19 protein-coding genes, 1 tRNA gene and 1 pseudogene are annotated in these 18364 nt (G+C 33.4%); 13 read left to right on the top strand and 8 right to left on the bottom strand.

Annotation, left to right across the window (positions count from 1 at the left end; all coding sequences use genetic code 11):
• Positions 1-249: 249 nt before the first annotated feature.
• Positions 250-1416, bottom strand: coding sequence for an MFS transporter (locus tag ACZ0AH_RS04555; RefSeq protein ID WP_463474664.1), 1167 nt, complete (start codon positions 1414-1416; stop codon positions 250-252).
• A 101-nt stretch (positions 1417-1517) separates the two neighbouring features.
• On the opposite strand from ACZ0AH_RS04555, the gene ACZ0AH_RS04550 reads away from it, so the two are divergent.
• The 4 genes from ACZ0AH_RS04550 (at position 1518) to ACZ0AH_RS04535 (ending at position 4075) form a co-directional block, all read left to right on the top strand.
• Complete coding sequence (locus ACZ0AH_RS04550) at positions 1518-2351, top strand: AraC family transcriptional regulator (protein ID WP_463474663.1); 834 nt, start codon at positions 1518-1520, stop codon at positions 2349-2351.
• Between the two features lie 70 nt (positions 2352-2421).
• On the top strand, positions 2422-2805 hold the full coding sequence (locus tag ACZ0AH_RS04545; RefSeq protein ID WP_463474662.1) for a hypothetical protein: 384 nt from the start codon (positions 2422-2424) through the stop codon (positions 2803-2805).
• Positions 2806-2984: 179 nt separating this feature from the next.
• A complete protein-coding gene (locus ACZ0AH_RS04540) occupies positions 2985-3512 on the top strand; it encodes a DUF3347 domain-containing protein (protein ID WP_463474661.1) in 528 nt (175 codons plus the stop codon).
• 2 nt (positions 3513-3514) lie between these two features.
• Entirely contained in the window at positions 3515-4075 is a 561-nt protein-coding gene (locus ACZ0AH_RS04535) for a helix-turn-helix domain-containing protein (RefSeq protein ID WP_463474660.1), read from the top strand.
• A 46-nt stretch (positions 4076-4121) separates the two neighbouring features.
• Here the strand turns inward: ACZ0AH_RS04535 and ACZ0AH_RS04530 are convergent.
• Positions 4122-4403: pseudogene (locus ACZ0AH_RS04530) on the bottom strand (Txe/YoeB family addiction module toxin).
• Entirely contained in the window at positions 4379-4606 is a 228-nt protein-coding gene (locus ACZ0AH_RS04525; protein WP_463474659.1) for a DUF2683 family protein, read from the bottom strand. Before ACZ0AH_RS04525 ends, ACZ0AH_RS04530 begins: the two are co-directional and overlap by 25 nt.
• A gap of 368 nt (positions 4607-4974) precedes the next feature.
• Here ACZ0AH_RS04525 and ACZ0AH_RS04520 point away from each other — a divergent pair, with 368 nt between their 5' ends.
• From ACZ0AH_RS04520 to ACZ0AH_RS04510, 3 genes are all read left to right on the top strand, one after another.
• Positions 4975-5688, top strand: coding sequence for a heavy-metal-associated domain-containing protein (locus ACZ0AH_RS04520; RefSeq protein WP_463474658.1), 714 nt, complete (start codon positions 4975-4977; stop codon positions 5686-5688).
• Position 5689: 1 nt separating this feature from the next.
• Entirely contained in the window at positions 5690-7945 is a 2256-nt protein-coding gene (locus ACZ0AH_RS04515) for a multicopper oxidase family protein (RefSeq protein WP_463474657.1), read from the top strand.
• Between the two features lie 121 nt (positions 7946-8066).
• A complete protein-coding gene (locus ACZ0AH_RS04510; RefSeq protein WP_463474656.1) occupies positions 8067-8225 on the top strand; it encodes a hypothetical protein in 159 nt (52 codons plus the stop codon).
• Between the two features lie 152 nt (positions 8226-8377).
• Here the strand turns inward: ACZ0AH_RS04510 and ACZ0AH_RS04505 are convergent, their stop codons facing one another.
• Positions 8378-8830, bottom strand: coding sequence for a DUF4442 domain-containing protein (locus tag ACZ0AH_RS04505; protein WP_463474655.1), 453 nt, complete (start codon positions 8828-8830; stop codon positions 8378-8380).
• 230 nt (positions 8831-9060) lie between these two features.
• Here ACZ0AH_RS04505 and ACZ0AH_RS04500 point away from each other — a divergent pair, with 230 nt between their 5' ends.
• From ACZ0AH_RS04500 to ACZ0AH_RS04480, 5 genes are all read left to right on the top strand, one after another.
• Positions 9061-9540: a DUF4870 domain-containing protein gene (locus ACZ0AH_RS04500; RefSeq protein WP_463474654.1), complete on the top strand. Its 480-nt coding sequence runs from the start codon at positions 9061-9063 to the stop codon at positions 9538-9540.
• Positions 9541-9663: 123 nt separating this feature from the next.
• Positions 9664-9996, top strand: coding sequence for a PadR family transcriptional regulator (locus tag ACZ0AH_RS04495; protein ID WP_008464689.1), 333 nt, complete (start codon positions 9664-9666; stop codon positions 9994-9996).
• Between the two features lie 3 nt (positions 9997-9999).
• The gene (locus tag ACZ0AH_RS04490; RefSeq protein WP_463474653.1) at positions 10000-11736 is read left to right on the top strand and encodes a PspC domain-containing protein; all 1737 of its coding nucleotides are present in this window, start codon (positions 10000-10002) and stop codon (positions 11734-11736) included.
• A 3-nt stretch (positions 11737-11739) separates the two neighbouring features.
• Positions 11740-12474 carry a head GIN domain-containing protein gene (locus ACZ0AH_RS04485; RefSeq protein WP_463474652.1) on the top strand — a complete coding sequence of 245 codons (735 nt, stop codon included), beginning with the start codon at positions 11740-11742 and terminating at the stop codon, positions 12472-12474.
• An 85-nt stretch (positions 12475-12559) separates the two neighbouring features.
• Positions 12560-13393, top strand: coding sequence for a GIN domain-containing protein (locus tag ACZ0AH_RS04480; protein ID WP_463474651.1), 834 nt, complete (start codon positions 12560-12562; stop codon positions 13391-13393).
• A gap of 143 nt (positions 13394-13536) precedes the next feature.
• Here ACZ0AH_RS04480 and trxB read toward each other — a convergent pair whose 3' ends face one another.
• From trxB to ACZ0AH_RS04465, 3 genes are all read right to left on the bottom strand, one after another.
• Positions 13537-14484, bottom strand: a complete 948-nt coding sequence (gene trxB / locus ACZ0AH_RS04475) for a thioredoxin-disulfide reductase (RefSeq protein ID WP_463474650.1) — start codon at positions 14482-14484, stop codon at positions 13537-13539.
• A gap of 153 nt (positions 14485-14637) precedes the next feature.
• A tRNA-Pro gene (locus tag ACZ0AH_RS04470) sits at positions 14638-14712 on the bottom strand.
• A 157-nt stretch (positions 14713-14869) separates the two neighbouring features.
• Complete coding sequence (locus ACZ0AH_RS04465) at positions 14870-17038, bottom strand: hypothetical protein (protein WP_463474649.1); 2169 nt, start codon at positions 17036-17038, stop codon at positions 14870-14872.
• A gap of 313 nt (positions 17039-17351) precedes the next feature.
• Between ACZ0AH_RS04465 and ACZ0AH_RS04460 the strand changes: the two genes are divergently transcribed.
• A complete protein-coding gene (locus ACZ0AH_RS04460) occupies positions 17352-17753 on the top strand; it encodes a septal ring lytic transglycosylase RlpA family protein (RefSeq protein WP_463474648.1) in 402 nt (133 codons plus the stop codon).
• A gap of 127 nt (positions 17754-17880) precedes the next feature.
• On the opposite strand, the gene ACZ0AH_RS04455 is transcribed toward ACZ0AH_RS04460, so the two are convergent.
• A complete protein-coding gene (locus tag ACZ0AH_RS04455; RefSeq protein ID WP_463474647.1) occupies positions 17881-18276 on the bottom strand; it encodes a RidA family protein in 396 nt (131 codons plus the stop codon).
• Between the last annotated feature and the right edge of the window lie 88 nt (positions 18277-18364).

The following is an 18364-nucleotide window of genomic DNA, read 5'->3' as shown; positions in this document are numbered from 1 at the left end:
ATTATTGCCAATTGTTGATTTGACTCCTTTTATTTAAAAAAACAATCGATTACACAATAAAAAATTATCAAATTATTAGAGGTAGATTTAGACGAAGAAATATTTTTTAAAGATGAATATCTAAAAGAGAAAAAGAAGTAAAATAATACTAAAAAACCAAAAACTGTTTTGATTTATTTAATTAATGCGCATAAAAAAGTCCTTAAACTATTGTCTAAGGACTTTCTATTATATAAAGAGATAATCTATTTATGCATTTTGAAGCTGTAAATTGCTTTTATGTTTTTGCATTAAAATAAAGGTAATAATCATTCCGATAATGGCCATTCCAACGCCAATTAAATTTGGAGAAGCATAACTATATCCTGCCGATAATGGTAATCCGCCAAGAAAAGCTCCTAAAGCATTCCCGATATTAAAACTTCCCTGAAGCGCAGCCGAAGCAATCATTTCTGCATCTTTCGCCGTTTTGATCATCAACATCTGAATAGGCGCAATAACCGAAAAAGAAATCGCTCCGGTTAAAAACGTCAGTAATAAAGAAACATATTGATTAAAAGAGAAAAAGTAAACCATAATTAAATCCAGCACCATCACAAATAATAAAGCTAAAACAGTGGGCGCCGGTGAATATTTATCGGCCAATTTACCGCCAAGGAAATTTCCAACAACCATTCCTAATCCGGCAAGAATCAAGATATACGAAACATCTTCTGCAGAAAATTTAGAGACATTAATTAATAAAGGCGCGATATAACTAATCCAGGCAAATAATCCGCCAAACCCAATCGCAGTAATCCCGATGATCAGCCAGGCTTCTGTTTTCTTAAAAAACAGCAATTGTGTTCTCATATTTACATTGCCGCTTTTTTCCAGATTTGGCATCCATAAAGAGATAAACAAAAATGTTAGCAAACCTACAATGGCGATTAACACAAAAGTATAACGCCATATAAAATGATGACCTATATATGTACCAATTGGAACACCTATTAAATTTGCCAATGTTAAACCTGAAAACATAATGGCAATCGCCTGAGCTTCTTTGCCTTTGTCTGCCAAACGGCTTGCCACTACCGCTCCTACTCCAAAAAAGGCGCCGTGTGGTAATCCGGAAAGAAATCTGGAAGCGAATAAAAAATTATACGTTGGCGCAATAATAGAAAGCGCATTAAAAACGGTTAACATCAATGCTAAAATTAAAAGCATTTTTTTGGGAGGAAAGTTTCTTCCGATAATAACTAACAACGGAGCTCCAATAACAACGCCTAATGCGTAAGCAGAAATTAAATATCCTGCTACAGGAATCGAAACTTTCATATCTGAGGCAATATCCGGCAACAAACCCATCATAACAAATTCGGTTATACCAATTGTTAATCCTCCTAATGAGAGTGCGATAAGACTTTTTTTCATTTGTTTTACAAGAAAGGAATAGATTTTCTATGAAGCAAATTTAACACTATTATACCTGAAATTAGTTGTATATTTACGACATAAACTTGTATATTTAAGTTATGCCGAAATTTAATCAGTTTGAAAAACTTGTCATTCACGAATTCGAAGATGACGTATTTCCTCATGTTCCGCACACGCACACTTATTATGAAATCATTTATATTAAGAAAGGAAGCGGCATTCATCATTTAAATAATAATTTGCTTCCGTATAAAACGGGTGATTTATTTGTGATTTCTCCGGAAGACGAGCATTATTTTGATATCAAAAAAAGTACTCGTTTTTTTTACATTAAGTTTACCGATAACTATTTTAATTCGAAACAGAATTTGACTTGCGATGAATTTTTAATTCATACGCCGGAAAGTTTTATGCGTGATAAAACGCTAAAAGAAACGGTTTTAAAATTAGATGATCCCTGCAAAACAATTTTAAAAAATACGATCGAAAACATTGCTGCTTATAATTGCAAAACCGATGTTTCGAATTCGCCAATTGTATTTTACCAGATTCTTTCGATTTTTGGATTAATAAAGGAAACCATGCGCAGTCAGCATTTAATCATTAAGGGAAATTCTATTGATAATGAGCAAATCACGTCTTATATCCATCAGAATATTTACAATCCAAAATTAGTTCAGATTAAAGTTATTGCGAATCATTTTAATATTGCCGAAACTTATTTTAGCGCTTATTTCAAAAGGACTTTTAGCATTAGTTATCGTGATTATATTCATAATTTGAGAACAACTTTGATCGAAAAGCGAATCCATAACAATCAATTGCCGATTAAACAAATCGCCTATGAGTTTGGTTTTACCGATGAAAGTCATTTATCAAATTATTTTAAAAAGAGAAAAAACATGAAACCTACTGATTTTAAGAAAACTTAAAATTGGAAATGGTAAATAAATAGCAGCTCTGAAAAAAAATCTTTAAATTTGTAATTCCAAAACAATTTAGTTGACAAAAAAAGTCCACATATTATTTTTCTTTTTAATTCTTGGCTTCTTTTTGATGTCCAATTCAGGTTATGCATGTGGCAAAACTGCTGAAAAAACTACATGCGAAAAGAAAGAAATCTCTAAAAAAGAAACTACTGATTCTTGTCAAAAAGAATGCTGCCAAAATCACGATTCAAAAAAAGACCAACACGGCTGCAGCGGAAAATGTGATCATTCAAGTTGTACAACTTCCGGATTTTCATTTAGTTTGATTACTGCAAATGAATTTGAATTCGATAATAATGTATTTAATTTCTCTTTTGAGAAATCTGTTTCCTATCATAAAACTGACCGCATTTCTGCAGGTTTTACTTCTATTTGGTTAATCCCAAAAATACAATAATTCTATTTCTGACAGCCATAATTCTGTTTTGAAATTTGCCACAAAGGCGCTAAGGCTCTAAGAAAAACTTTTAATCTTTGTGTACCCGCAGTTTTGCAAGACATACACCTTTATAAAACTTTAAAAATCAAATTATTTAATTTAGAGAAAATTAGATTCTCTATTAAAATCATATAAAAATGAAAAATTCAATTTCAACTATAATCGCCATAATTGTATTAGTTTTCAATGCAAATAGTATTCAGGCAAATACAATTAAAACAGCAAAAACTACAATAGAAGTTGCTGATTCACAATTACAAGCTGTTTATGATGCTTATTTTACAGTAAAAGATGCTTTAATTAAAAGCGATGCGAAGTTAACTTCGGCGAAAGCCAAAGATTTATTGACTGCAATTACTGCTGTAAAAATGGACAAACTAAAAGCTGACGAACATACCGTGTGGGTGAAAGTTGCTAAAAAATTAACGGCTGATGCTAAAAGTATTTCAACAACTGCAGATCTTAAAAAACAGCGTGAGACTTTTAAATCACTTTCAAAAAATACTTACGAACTAATTAAAGTTTCGAAATCAGGCGAAGTTGTTTACAAACAATATTGCCCAATGGCCGATGCTGACTGGTTAAGCAAAGAAAAAACTGTTAAGAATCCGTACTATGGTTCTTCGATGCTGACTTGCGGAAATGTGGTAGAAACCATCAAATAATTATGAAGCTCTACATCAAAAATATGGTGTGCGCTCGATGTAAAATGGTTGTGGAGTCTGAGTTTGAAAAACTCGGACTTCAGACTATTTCTGTTGAATTAGGCGAAGTCGAACTGAAAGATTCTATTACCGAAATTCAAAAGGAAGTTTTACTTAAAAATCTTCAAGCTTTAGGCTTTGATTTAATAGATGATAAAAAAAGTAAAACTGTCGAGAAAATAAAAAATCTGATTGTCGATTTGGTTCATCATAAAAACAATGAACTAAAAATTAACCTTTCTGATTATTTGGCAGAAAACCTCAACCAGGATTATAATTCATTGAGCAATCTTTTTTCTGAAATTGAAAACAACACAATCGAAAAATATTTTATCAGTCAGAAAATCGAGAAAGTAAAAGAATTACTTGTTTACAATGAACTTTCGCTTAGCGAAATTGCTGATATTTTAAACTATAGCAATGTGGCACATTTGAGTAATCAGTTTAAAAAAATTACGGGTTTTACACCTACACATTTTAAACAATTGAAGGATAAAAAACGAATTGAGATCGAGAATTTGTAAATTAATTTACATCATAAAAAAACGTGCTAAAATTTTAGCACGTTTTTTATTTATCTGAATAATGTCCCATTGCTGAAATCACAATAACTGTTACAATTTCTTCCTTAACCCTATATAAAAGTCTGTCTTTTTTATTTATTTCTCTTGACCATAACCCTGAAAGTTAGTGTTTTAGGGCTTCTGGTTTTCCAACTCCTTCAAATGGATTTTCAGCTAATTCTTCTAATATCTTTGCGATTTTTTTTATGCTAGATTGATTCCCTGATTTCAAATGTTTAGAAATATGTATTTGAGCTTCTTCGGTTACTTCAATCCTAAACTTCCCCATATATCATTCGGATCAACTATTATACTTTTAGATTTCCCACTTTCATAATCTCGCTCTATTTTTTTAATTTTAGCAACAAATTCTGGATTGTATGGGCTTTCTTCTTCTATTTTTACACCTTTATTTGTAACCGCTAGTAACTTTGCAAGTTCAAGCAATGTCTTACCTGCTTTTGTTCGCTCATTTATCGTTATAGTTGTCATAATCTAAATTTTTATTATTACAAAGATACAAAAATCAAACATTTGAATTGTGTAAGAATTTGTAAGCTTTTTTAAACTGCAAAGATTTGAACCATAGCCAATGGTTTCAACCATTGGAACGCAACGAATTTATTCCAACATGTGCCGCAAGGTTAAAACCTTGGGCTATATTTTTACCAAAAGTTCGCAATGTTTTATAGTCAAGGCTTTGCGAACTTTTCATTTTTTAAAACTTGCACGCAAAAAACTTTGCGCTCTTTGCGGTAAATAACATATTGTAAATATTACAAATCATTCTCAAAATTATACAAACCGAAGTAAACCTTACTTCGGAAATTTGCATTGTAATACTTAATAAAAGAAAAACAATGACACATACTTATCAACTTACCGGAATGACTTGCTCGAGTTGTGAAGACAAAGTAAAAAAAGCACTTCAATCTGTCGATAATATATCAAATGTTGCCGTTTCAAAAGAAAATAATACTGCAACTGTAACCATGAACAAACATGTCTCAATAACTGATTTACAAAATGCTTTAGACAGTAAATATCATATTTCGGCTATTGATCATCATGAAATTATAGCGCAAAACAGATCATGGTTTGAAACTTATAAACCTATTTTGCTTATTTTCTTTTACATTAGTTTGGTTACTGTTTTGATACAAACCGAAAATCACCATTTTGAATTTATGCAGGCCATGCGACATTTTATGGCTGGATTTTTTCTGGTTTTCTCGTTTTTCAAATTACTTAACTTAAAAGGTTTTGCAGAAAGTTATAGGATGTATGATGTTCTGGCAAAAAAAATCCCGGCTTGGGGTTATCTTTATGCTTTTATAGAACTCGGTTTAGGAATTTCGTATGTATTAAACTTTAATCCTATTGTAACAAACGCTGTTACTTTTGTAGTAATGAGCATTAGTATAATTGGCGTTTTGCAATCTGTTTTAAACAAAAAGAAAATTCAGTGTGCATGTTTAGGAGCTGTTTTTAATTTGCCAATGAGCACTGTTACTATTATCGAAGATGCATTAATGATTTTGATGAGTGCTGTAATGCTGCTAATAATGTTATAAAATGAAGCATCAAAAAACACTTTTCACGCTAACATTTCTTCTTTTATTTCTGCAAAATATGCTTTCGCAGCAAGTAGTTCGTTACGATTTACATGTTCGCGACACTATTGTCAATTTTTCCGGAAAAGAAAAACGAGCACTTGCTGTTAACGGACAAATCCCGATGCCAACATTGACTTTTACTGAAGGTGATATTGCGGAGATTTACGTTCATAACGATCTCAAAAACGAAGATACAGCCTTGCATTGGCACGGATTATTTCTTCCGAATAAAGAAGACGGTGTTCCGTATTTGACGCAAATGCCTATAAAACCAGGAACAACTCATAAATATACTTTTCCGATTATTCAAAACGGAACGTATTGGTATCACAGCCATTCTGGTTTGCAGGAACAAATTGGTTTGTACGGACTTTTTATTATTAATAAGAAGAAAGATGATTTGACTTTTAGAAAAGGAATTGACGATTTACCTACAATTCCGGTCATTTTAAGTGAATGGACCGATTTGAAACCGGAAAATATTCAACGAATGCTTCACAATGCAAACGACTGGTTTGCGATCAGAAAAGGAACAACGCAAAGTTATGCCGAAGCGATCAAAAAAGGGCAATTCTCAACAAAAGTCACCAACGAATGGAAACGCATGAATGCCATGGATGTGAGCGATGTCTATTATGAAAAGTTCTTGATTAACGGAAAAAATGAAGATCAGCTTTCGCAATTTAAAGCAGGCGATAAAGTCAGGTTGCGAATTGCAAACGGGGGCGCGTCCAGTTATTTTTGGCTTACTTATGGCGGTGGAAAAATCACCGTTGTGGCCAGCGACGGAAATGATGTTGAACCTGTAGAAGTCGACCGATTGCTTATTGCGGTTTCTGAAACGTATGATGTTGTCGTTACAATTCCCGAAGACCACAAATCTTTTGCTTTTTTGGCTACAGCCGAAGATCGAACCGGATCTGCTTCTTTGTTTTTGGGCGGCGGCATTAAACAGCCTGTGAAACATCTTCCGAAATTGAAATATTTTGAAGGGATGAAAATGATGAATGGCATGATGAAAATGAACGGCGAACTGAACGATATGGGTATGAAAATGTCGCTTAATAAAATGGATATGAATACCGTTATGTATCCTGAAATTTCGGGCGAAGATGATTCTATGAAATCTGAAGATCATTCTGAACATAATATGGAAGGAATGAAAATGGAGGATATGAAAATATCAAGCGACACTACAGAAATTACGACTCTGAATTACGGAATGCTGAAATCTCCAACAAAAACAACGTTACCAAAAGATGCGCCTGTAAAAGAATTACGTTTTGAATTATCCGGAAACATGAACCGTTATGTTTGGAGTTTAGACAATAAAGTGATTTCTGAAACGGATAAAATCTTAATTAAAAAAGGTGAAAACGTTCGGATTACGTTATATAACGGATCTATGATGCGTCACCCAATGCATTTGCACGGGCATGATTTTAGGATTTTAAATGAAAATGGTGATTATGCTCCGCTAAAAAATGTGATTGATATTATGCCGATGGAAACTGATACAATCGAATTTCAGGCAAATGCCGATGGCGACTGGTTTTTTCATTGTCATATTTTATATCATATGATGGCCGGAATGGGACGTATTTTTAGTTATGAAAATTCGGCACCAAATCCGTTGATTCATCATCCGGAAATGGCGTATAAAATGCTAAAAATGGACGATCGAATGTTTCATTTTATGGGCGAAAACGATTTTGCTTCAAACGGAAATGACGGTGAAGCAATGTTTAGCAATACGCGCTGGAGCATTGGAACAGAATGGCGTTTGGGTTACAACGACAAACACGGTTATGAAACCGAAACGCATATTGGACGTTATATTGGCAAAATGCAATGGTTTATGCCATTCATAGGTTTTGACTGGCGTTATCGTAAAATGGGAATGGACGAACAGGAACAAAATCTTTTCGGTCAAACAAATACTAAAGACAATCGTTCTGTTTTTAGCGCGGGTATGGAATATACTTTGCCAATGCTGGTAAAAGCGCAAGTTGAAGTTTATACAGATGGAAATGTAAGAGTTCAGTTTGAAAGAAAGGATATTCCGATTTCGAGACGTTTGCGAATGAACTTAATGTGGAATACGGATAAGGAATATATGGCCGGTTTAAAATATATTGTTGCCAGAAATTTTGGAATTACGACACATTATGACAGTGATATGGGAATTGGCTTTGGGTTGAATCTGAATTATTAGTATTAAAATTTGATACACATTAACTTATCGTTGACAATTTGCAATATCAAATCGCATTATATTTGACTCAACATCTTCAATTAAAAAAAGAAAATTACCTAACAATTAAATTATACTAAAAATGAAAAAATTATTTACCGTATTAGCAATCGCTTTATTTACAATTGGATTACAAGCACAAGACGCAAAACCTGTAGCTAAAAAAGAAAAAGCTAAGAAAGAATCCTGCTGCAAAAAAACTGACGACAAAAAAGACAAAAAATGTTGCGCTAAAAAATAATCGCAACATGTATTTCAAACAAAAAGGCTTCGAATATTTGAAGCCTTTTTTTATGGGATATTTTTGCCACGAATTACACGAATTATCACGAATTATTTTTTTCTATTAAGCATTTTGAATTTGTGGAAATTCGTGAAATTCGTGGCAAAAAACTATTTAATTCGAACACTCCATTCAAAATCCATTTCAGAAACCTGAACACCTTCTTCATTTGTTCCTATCGATTTCATCCAGAAAGTTTGCCCCTCGCCTGTTTCTATTGTTCTTTGGATAGCTTCGGCGATTAAATGTCCGTCATTACAAACGAATGTTATTCTGCCGGTTGCTTTTTTGGTAAAGTTTCCTTTATTATTGGCTACTAACATTGAGATTTTTTTTCCGCTTTCCTTGATTTGAGAAATCACCAAAGCTCCGGTCGTTAATTCGGCAGCCATTGCCTGAACAGCAAAATACATCGAGTTAAACGGATTTTGATTAATCCAGCGGTGTTTTACACTAACTACGCATTTATCTTTATCGATTGCTTTTACGCGTACACCACAAATATATGCTGATGGTAATTTGAATAATACAAATTTGTTGAGTTTGGAAACTGAAACTGCCATGATATTTATTTTTTATGTAAAAATACAAAAAAACTATGCATGCACAATAAATTGCAATTACTTTCCAAAAAAGGCAACAAAATCAATACTTAACAATGGTTTTTAGCTAATTATATGCTGATTTAAAACTTTATATTTGTTAAAATTTTGTTAATAATTAGTACTATGCAAAACAAGATACTGTCTTTTGACCATATATTTGCATAAGAAATTACTATATACTTTTAATCATGGAAACAACAACACCACTCATCATGGAAACAACATCAGAAAAGAACACTGCAACGTTCACACATTTAAGTACTTTAAGTCAGTACATCATTCCGTTTGGGAATTATATTTTCCCGATATTGATCTGGACGAATTACAAAGACAAATCAGAATTTGTAAATCACCACGGAAAACAGACCTTGAATTTTCAATTGAGCTTATTGCTTTATACTTTGATTTTAGCTTTAATCGCAATTCCAATTTTCATTACTGTTTTTCTTCAAAACCTTCCAATGCATGCGGTTTTCAACGATGATGATTTCGTTATCAGAAATTTTAATTTTGAAGGGCACATCGGAATATTAAGTGTTGGAGTTACAGCTGTCGTTCTTTTTTGCTTATTGAAAGTAGTTGAATTCTTTTTAGTGATTTATGCTTCTATAAAAGCTTCAAACGGAGAATATTATAAATATCCAATGACGATTCCTTTTATAAAGTAATCCTCTAAAGTTAAAAGTTATAGTCGGGACAAATAATCATCAAAATTAGTTTCGAATCAATCATCAATCAAAATCATCAATCAAAAAACGAATTGTTCAATCTAAAAAAAACAAAATGAAATTATGAACATTGAAAACACAAAAGCACAGATGCGCAAAGGTGTTCTTGAGTTTTGCATCTTATCTGTATTGAAAGAAAAAGACGCTTATACATCAGAAATATTAGACACTTTAAAAAACGCTAAATTACTAGTTGTTGAGGGAACAGTTTACCCGCTCTTAACCAGGCTCAAAAACGACGGTTTGCTTAATTATCGTTGGGAAGAATCGACTTCAGGACCACCACGAAAATATTATGGATTAACCGAAATAGGACAAACATTTTTAAACGAACTTAGCGGAACCTGGACAGAATTGTCTGATGCCGTAAATCTAATCACCAATCAAAATCAATAAGTCATGAACAAAACAGTAAATATTAACTTAGGCGGTATGGTTTTTCACATCGATGAAGATGCATATTTAAAATTGACACGCTATTTTGACGCTATAAAACGATCACTAAACAACTCATCTGGTCAGGATGAAATTATTAAAGATATCGAAATGCGTGTTTCTGAATTATTAATCGAGAAACAAAAAAGCGAAAAACATGTTGTAGGACTGAAAGACGTTGATGAAGTGATTGTTGTAATGGGGCAACCTGAAGATTATATCCTGGAAGACGAAGAGAGACCAAGTCAGTCGTTTAACGATAACGGAAACAGAAAACACAAAAAATTATACCGCGATAAAGAGAAAGGTATGATTGGCGGAGTTGCTACTGGTTTAGGACACTATTTTGGAATTGACGCTGTCTGGATAAAAATCATTTTCTTAATATTTGTTTTTGCAGGTTTTGGAACTGGTATTTTAGCTTATTTCGTTCTTTGGATTGTAACTCCGGAAGCGGTTACAACTTCTGAAAAATTGGAAATGACGGGAGAACCGGTTACCATTTCGAACATTGAAAGAAAAGTTCGTGAGGAAATTGAATCATTATCTGATAAATTTAAAAGTGCAGATTATGACAAAATGGGAAACCAGGTAAAGTCGGGAGCTGAGAGAATAAGTAGTTCATTTGGAGACTTTGTCATGACGGTTTTTAAAATCTTCGCTAAATTTTTAGGCGTAATCCTAATCATGTCAGGAATTAGTGTTTTGATTATGTTATTGATTGGAGTTTTTACTTTGGGAACAAATGTTTTTGTTGATTTTCCATGGCAAAACTTCATTGAAGCCGGAAACTTTACAGATTATCCTATTTGGTCATTTGGTTTATTAATGTTTCTTGCTGTTGGAATTCCGTTCTTCTTTTTAACACTTTTAGGTTTCAAATTGTTATCTCCAAACTTAAAATCTATCGGAAATATTACAAAATATACTTTGTTAGCAATCTGGATTATAGCTGTTGCAATTGCAATTAGTGTTGGAATTAAACAGGCAACTGAACTTTCATACGATGGAAAAACGGTTGAGAAAAAAGAAATCGGAATTAGCCCAAATGATACACTTTATGTAAAATTCAAATACAATGATTATTACGCTAAAGACTTAAATAGTTATCACAGAGAATTTGAGTTTGTACAGGATTCAGCAAATAATCAATTAATATATTCAAATGACGTTCACCTACATGTTTTACGTACTGATGAAGCAAATGCTTATTTGCAAATAGAAAAAAGCGCTAGAGGAAATTCGTTTACAAATGCTAAAAAAAGAGCTGAAAAAATTGACTACAAAATGCAGCTTAACGGAAATCATTTAGTTCTTGATAATTATTTTTTAACTGATGTAAAAAACAAATTCAGAGGTCAGGAAGTTGATGTATATTTGTACTTACCAGAAGGACAATTGTTTAAACCAGATACATCTGTACAGGAATATGATGACTCTGACGATGATTTCTTCAATCTTCACTTTAGTGGAAACTATGATTATAAAGTTGAAGGTTCTAAAATTAAATGTTTGAATTGCCCATCTGAAGAAAATGATTATGGTGATGCTGACTACGACAGTGACCAGGATAATACAATAGATAATGACACCATAAATGAAGTTTCGGTTAAAATAAATGGAAAAGAAGTTTTAAACGGAAAAAAAACAAAAGGAAAGCTAACTACTGATAAAAACGGAGTTATAATTAAAATTAACTAAGCCATGACCAAAATAATCATTCATATTACAAAATTTATTATTGCAACTCTTACCGCATTATTGTTTGCCTCATGCAACTTTAACATGAACGCAATTGAAGGCAGCGGAAATGTTACTACTGAAAAAAGAATTGTTAAGGGCGATTTTCACAATGTATCTGTGAGCAATGCAATAGATTTGGTTATCGAACAGTCTGATTCTACTGAAATTGTAGTTGAAGCTGATGATAATTTACAAAAAGAAATTGTTACTAAAGTTGAAAACGGAACTTTAATAATTAACTGTAAATTCAGTTCTTTCCGTAACGTAACTATGAAAAAAGTAACGGTAAAAATGCCAATTATTGACAGACTGGAAGCTTCGAGTGCGTCATCTGTACAAAGCAAAAAAGTTATTCAGGGAGAAAACATAACACTGGAAACATCAAGTGCAGCAACCATGAATGTTAACGTTGAATCGGATAACATTTCATGTGATTCAGGAAGCGGAAGCTCTATTAATATTGAAGGAAAAGCATTAAAAATCAGAACTTCGGCTTCTAGCGGTGCCAGTATTAATGCTCAGGGATTATTAGCAAACGAAGTTGAAGCAGATGCGTCAAGCGGAGGAAGCATACATATACATCCTATTGTTCGTTTGAAAGCCGATGCGTCAAGCGGTGGGCTTATTAATTACGATACAAATCCTAAATCAATTGAAAAAACTTCAAACTCCGGAGGAAGTATTAGTCAGGGCTAATAATATTTATAAAGTAAATATAAAGAAATCATTCATTAAAAAGTGGATGATTTTTTTATATTTGTCAAAATCAAATCTAGAATTAATGAAAAAAAATACAGCACTACTTCTATTATTATTCGTTACAACATTAACTTTTGCCCAAAAAAGAGAAAAAGTAAAGGGTTCTAAAATCGTAACCACTTCTGTAAAAGAAGTTGGGAATTTTGATGGTATCGAAGCCGACGACAATCTGGAAGTTTATCTTGAAAAAGGAGAAAAAAACGAAATAAAAATTGAAGCTGATGATAATTTACATGAAATTATCGGAATGGATTTAAGAGATAAAATACTTCGTTTATATACATCAAAAGAAAGTACGATCTTCAAAAAATTAATCGTTCGCGTTACGTATACAAGTTCGCTAAAAAAAGTAATCGCTAAAAATGAGTCTGTAATTTATGCGATTCAGGAACTTCAATTAGATGACATTACTTTTAATTCTGTCGATTATTCTAAATTATATTTAAATGTAAATTCTAAAAAATTCAGTTTAATTGCTGATGATAAATCAAAATCAGAATTAAACATAAAATCAGAAGATGCAGTTTTACAATTGAGCAAAAATGCCAGTGTAAAATCATTGGTTTCTGCGATAAAATTCAAATGCGATCTGTATCAAAAAGCAAATGTTTCTATTGAAGGAATTGCCGAAAAAGCAACTATTCGTTTAGATAATAATTCAAATTTTACGGGAACAAAATTTACCTTAAAAGATGCTAATGTTACTGCTGAAAGTTATGCAACCGGAAGTATTTTAGCAGATACAACCATTTCTATAGCTATAGGAGATAAAGCTGAATTATCTTTATTTGGAAATCCAAAAATCGAACTTACCCGTTTTACTGAAGAAGCAAAATTGATTAAGAAGATAAAATAGAGTATTCAGCTTACAGTCTCAGTTTATAGGCTTTAAACTAAAGTTTACAAAAAAAGTCCCATTCGCCGTGGCGAATGGGACTTTTTTACATTGACATTCCAGCAAAAAACTGTAAACTGAGACTGTAAACTGAGACTAAAAAATTACTCTTTAGCTGCTAAATATCTCTCAGCATCCAATGCAGCCATACATCCTGTACCGGCAGCAGTAATTGCCTGACGGTATACATGATCTGCAGCATCACCGGCTACAAAAACACCTGGTACATTTGTATTAGAAGTTCCTGGAGTATTGATGATATAACCTGTTTCGTCAAGTGTAATATAATCTTTAAAGATATCTGTATTTGGTTTATGACCAATTGCTACGAAAAATCCGGTTGCAGGAATATCAAAAACATCACCTGTAGTTTTGTTCATCGCTTTTACAGCGTGCACAACATGTTGATCTCCTAAAACTTCGATTGTATCGTGGTTCATTAAAATCTCGATATTCTCGGTTTTACGAACGCGTTCTTCCATAATTTTTGAAGCTCTGAATTTTTCGCTTCTTACCAACATCGTAACTTTTTTACAAAGTTTAGATAAGTAATGTGCTTCTTCACAAGCAGAATCTCCTGCCCCAACAATTACTACTTCCTGGTTACGATAGAAAAATCCATCGCAAACCGCACAAGCAGAAACGCCGCCACCCATTTGCAAATAATGCTGTTCTGATGGTAATCCTAAATATTTAGCCGAAGCTCCTGTAGAAATAATAACGGTTTCACAGTGCAATTCAATTGTATCGTTAATCCAAACTTTATGAATATCTCCTGAAAAATCAACTTTTGTAGCCCAGCCGTCACGAATATCAGCTCCAAAACGTTTTGCCTGATCTTGCAGCTGAACCATCATTTCTGGTCCCGTAACACCATCAACATAACCCGGAAAATTCTCTACTTCATTCGTCGTAGTCAATTGACCACCAGGCTGCATTCCTTGATATAAAACTGGATTCATATTTGCTCTGGCAGCATAAATAGCAGCAGTATAACCTGCTGGACCAGAACCAATAATTAGGCATTTAATTTTTTCGATTGTATGTGACATAGTATGATTCTATTAATAATTGATGGTGCAAAAGTAAGTTTTTATTGTTGGAAAAAAGAACTCAATTAATCAGTTTTTACTATTCTAAAATAGAGAATTAGATATAACGCAAAATAAAAAAATCCTTTCTGTAAATTACAGAAAGGATTTTCGTCGGGGTGGCAGGATTCGAACCTGCGGCCTCCTGCTCCCAAAGCAGGCGCGATAACCGGGCTACGCTACACCCCGTAAGCGGGTGCAAATATATAACTATTTTTTGCTTATCCAAAACAATTTAAGAAATAAGAAATATTTTTATTTTGCAGAAAAAAACTCTGAAGATGAATCGACCTTCAGAGTTTTGTTTTGTTTAAAGAATTTCTGGTATAAGTTCACCTTTTCTTATTTATTTCTCCATACTAATATATGCCGGATATGATTCACGATTAGGCAGATTAAATTCTTCATCATAAGGTTGTATGCCTTTACCATTATTGTATAATGCCACACGTTTTACACCAGTTGCCGTGCTGCCGCCAGTACCATCTATAACATTTTGTATATTACCAGAACCTGCAAAACGAGTGATACACATTTTTTCAAATTTCACATTTGGGCTATTAGGAATTTCAAAACCATTTTTTTTATTCACATTCCCGTCAGTTCCAGTAAAAACGGCGTAAGAACCCATTCCTATAGTATGATGTTCTTTTACCGTATTAGCTAGCTTGAATGCTGCATAACCATCAACTTTGCCTCCCTGACTGCTCCAGCTTGCTTGATTAGGTGCATCGTATGGTGGTTCGTTTTGAAAGAAATACGTTCTGCCACGTTCTCCCAACCATAACACTTCATATTCCTGAAAGTGTTCAACAAATAAGGCATAAAGTGTAACATCATCACCCGTAACGATAAGTCCGTTTTTACATCTGTCTCTTATCCAACGCTCATTTCCTCCTTTTTGCGATCCGTGATCAGCACGCCATAACCAGAAGTGATCGCCCACCACATTGTTACTATTTATTTGCATAGCAGCATGTATCTGAATATTTTTTGACTGAACTCCACCAACTCTGCAAGTAATGTCTGTAAGCAAGATAGGATCTGCAGAATGATCTGCGTTTGCTCCTTCATCACCAATTCTAACCTGATAGGTTGTACTATTAAATGAATCCATAAGAAGTCCGGCAATTATAATTCCATCCTTGTCATCAGCATAAATACATCCCCAAGTGTTTTTCTCGGTTGGTTCCAACGTTACCGAAGCTATACCGGCGCCCAGAAGTATTGCATCTTTTCTATTTACCTGAATAGGAGCATTCAATGTGTAATGTCCTGGTGTAAAGAATATATTTTTACCGTCTTTTAGCGCATTATTAATTTCTACATCGGTGTCACCTTCTTTAGCAACATACCAATCCGTAAGCAAATCCTGAATCTGGCCTTTTCCCATATCTGTTGAAGACCATGAAACTCCTATTCTGTCCTTTTGCCATGCCGGAACAAATACTTTGTATTCGCCATCTTTATCAATAAAAAGAAAAGGTTTTTCTCTGATAATAGGTGTAGTTGGAACCGGAGAGTTGGCATCATCTGCTTGTGGAGGATTGACGCAGCCTTGCCAAACCATATTATACGAACCGCCCATAGTTCCCGAACCTGAAGGAAAAACAGCATTTCTGGTGTACCATTGTTGTTGTCCGCCCCAGTTTGGTCTGGATGTTGTATAATGAGCATCGGCAATAAAACCGCCGCTGCCCCAAAAATTGGTGTTTCCAATATCTGAAATATATTTCGAAGTACTTTCAATCAGCATTCTTCGTGCACTTGTTGATTGAGAAACTGTCCAGGCAAAATCGCGCATTACTGTCACATTTTCTACAGAACGCCAAAATGTACATGTAGCATTTGCTCCCCCCGAAAGATGAGGTCTCGTAAATATAGAACCCAGTTTAACATCTCCAGGTACTTTGCCCAAACCTCCAATATGAGAATAAAACCCTAACTCTATTGCGTTGGCTTCTGCCGATGATGCAGAACCTGAACCACCCGAATCGTAAGTTTGATCCTTAATATTTGCCTTGAAATAATAGGCCTGACGTTTTGTTGTCCACTCACCATTTGATCCGCCAAGACCAATTGCGCCAAATTGAGAATTAATGTCGTTTCGTGCCGTTTCTGCTTTTTCGTATTTTCTATCGTAGAAATACATATTATCACCAAAAATTTGGTTCTCCAACGAAAGTGTTATTGTTATGGAGTTACGGGTAATTTTATAATAGTTTTCATATTTATCTGTATTTGGCTTCTTGTCTGTAAATGTCAATTTAGAAACCGCACCCACCAACACAAAATCTGATGCCAAGCGACTTCCTCCTTTTGTAATTACATAATTTCCCGAAGTCCCAAATGCCGGCCATGACAATGTTATACTGCGTTTATCTTTGTTGTAAACAATCCTGCCTTCTATCTTATCCTCCTGCTTTTTTTCATCAGATGAATTGGATGTTGCAAAACTGCATAGAATCAGCATAACCGCAAATGCAGTACATACTGAGATTAACTTTTTAATCATAAATAATCTTTTTTGGTTTAATAATTAGAATAGTTCTTAGGGATCCGAAAGTAGTGATAATCTTTAACCTATATGTCCGTTTTTGGTTTCAATTTTCTTATCAAAAACTATACAAAGTCTCAATTTGTTCTTTTGACAGCAAAGTCAAAAACGAAATAAAAAATACGTTTAAATTATAGAAATAAAAAATCAACACTTTTACATTCAACAACTTACAAATATCATTTATGGCTTTTTATGATAAAAAAATGGCTTAACCGATAAATCTAATTTTTCAAAATGAACTTCTTTTGCCAAAACAAAAATCCTGAGAATGAAAAAGATATTACTGTGTTTTACTTTCCTTATTTCTATAATCGCTACTGCGCAAAAAAGCTCAGAATGTGTCAATGATTCAATAGAAATTGGGAATTATAAATTATACAAGGAAAATGCTCACGCTTCATATTACCACGATAAATTTGATGGAAGAAAAACAGCAAGCGGCACAAGATTCGACAACAGTAAATTGACTGCTGCGCACAAAAAACTGCCTTTTGGTACTAAACTAAAAATCACCAACGAAACGAATAATAAATCTGTTATTGTTGAAGTGACAGACAGAGGGCCTTTTATTAAAGGAAGAGAAATTGATCTAAGCAAACAAGCTTTTATGGAGATTGCCTCAAACATAAAAAGCGGTTTAGTTAATGTAACAATTGAAATATCCGATTAGTTCTTTCACTTTTCTACAAACTATAGTTAGGTATGAAAAGTATGAAAATTGCGAAAACAGGAAAGGCCGCAGATTGAATTCTGCGGCCCTGAAATAGTTTTTATCCTTTAATTGAAAAGACTATTTTTTAAATTTTCGCCATAGCAACTGCTTCTATTTCGATAAAAACATCGCTTCTAAATAATCCTTTCACCTCTACAAGCGTACTTGTTGGCGGCGTATCAAGATTAATAAACTGATCCCTTGCTTCTCTGTATCCTGCTATTTGTGAAATATCGGTTATAAAAATTCCAAGTTTTACAATATCACTAAGATTCGCTCCGCATGTCTCTAAAACACTTTTGATATTTTCAAAAATTTGAATGGATTGTGTTTTCACATCATTCCCCACTAATTCACCTTGATTATTAAGTGGAATTTGCCCGGAAAGAATAATCATTTTCTGATTCTCAAACGGAATTACAACTGCCTGAGATAAACCTTTAATCTCAAATACTTTTTCTGAATTTTTAAATTGTGTCATAACTATCTAAATGAATTAATATTTTACAAAGATCTGCTACATTTCCTGTATAAGTTTTGTTTAAAATGTCATATTTCATGACTATTTA

The sequence above is a fragment of the Flavobacterium sp. AC105 genome (assembly GCF_979258495.1).
This window is presented reverse-complemented; position numbering and strand designations above follow the sequence as displayed.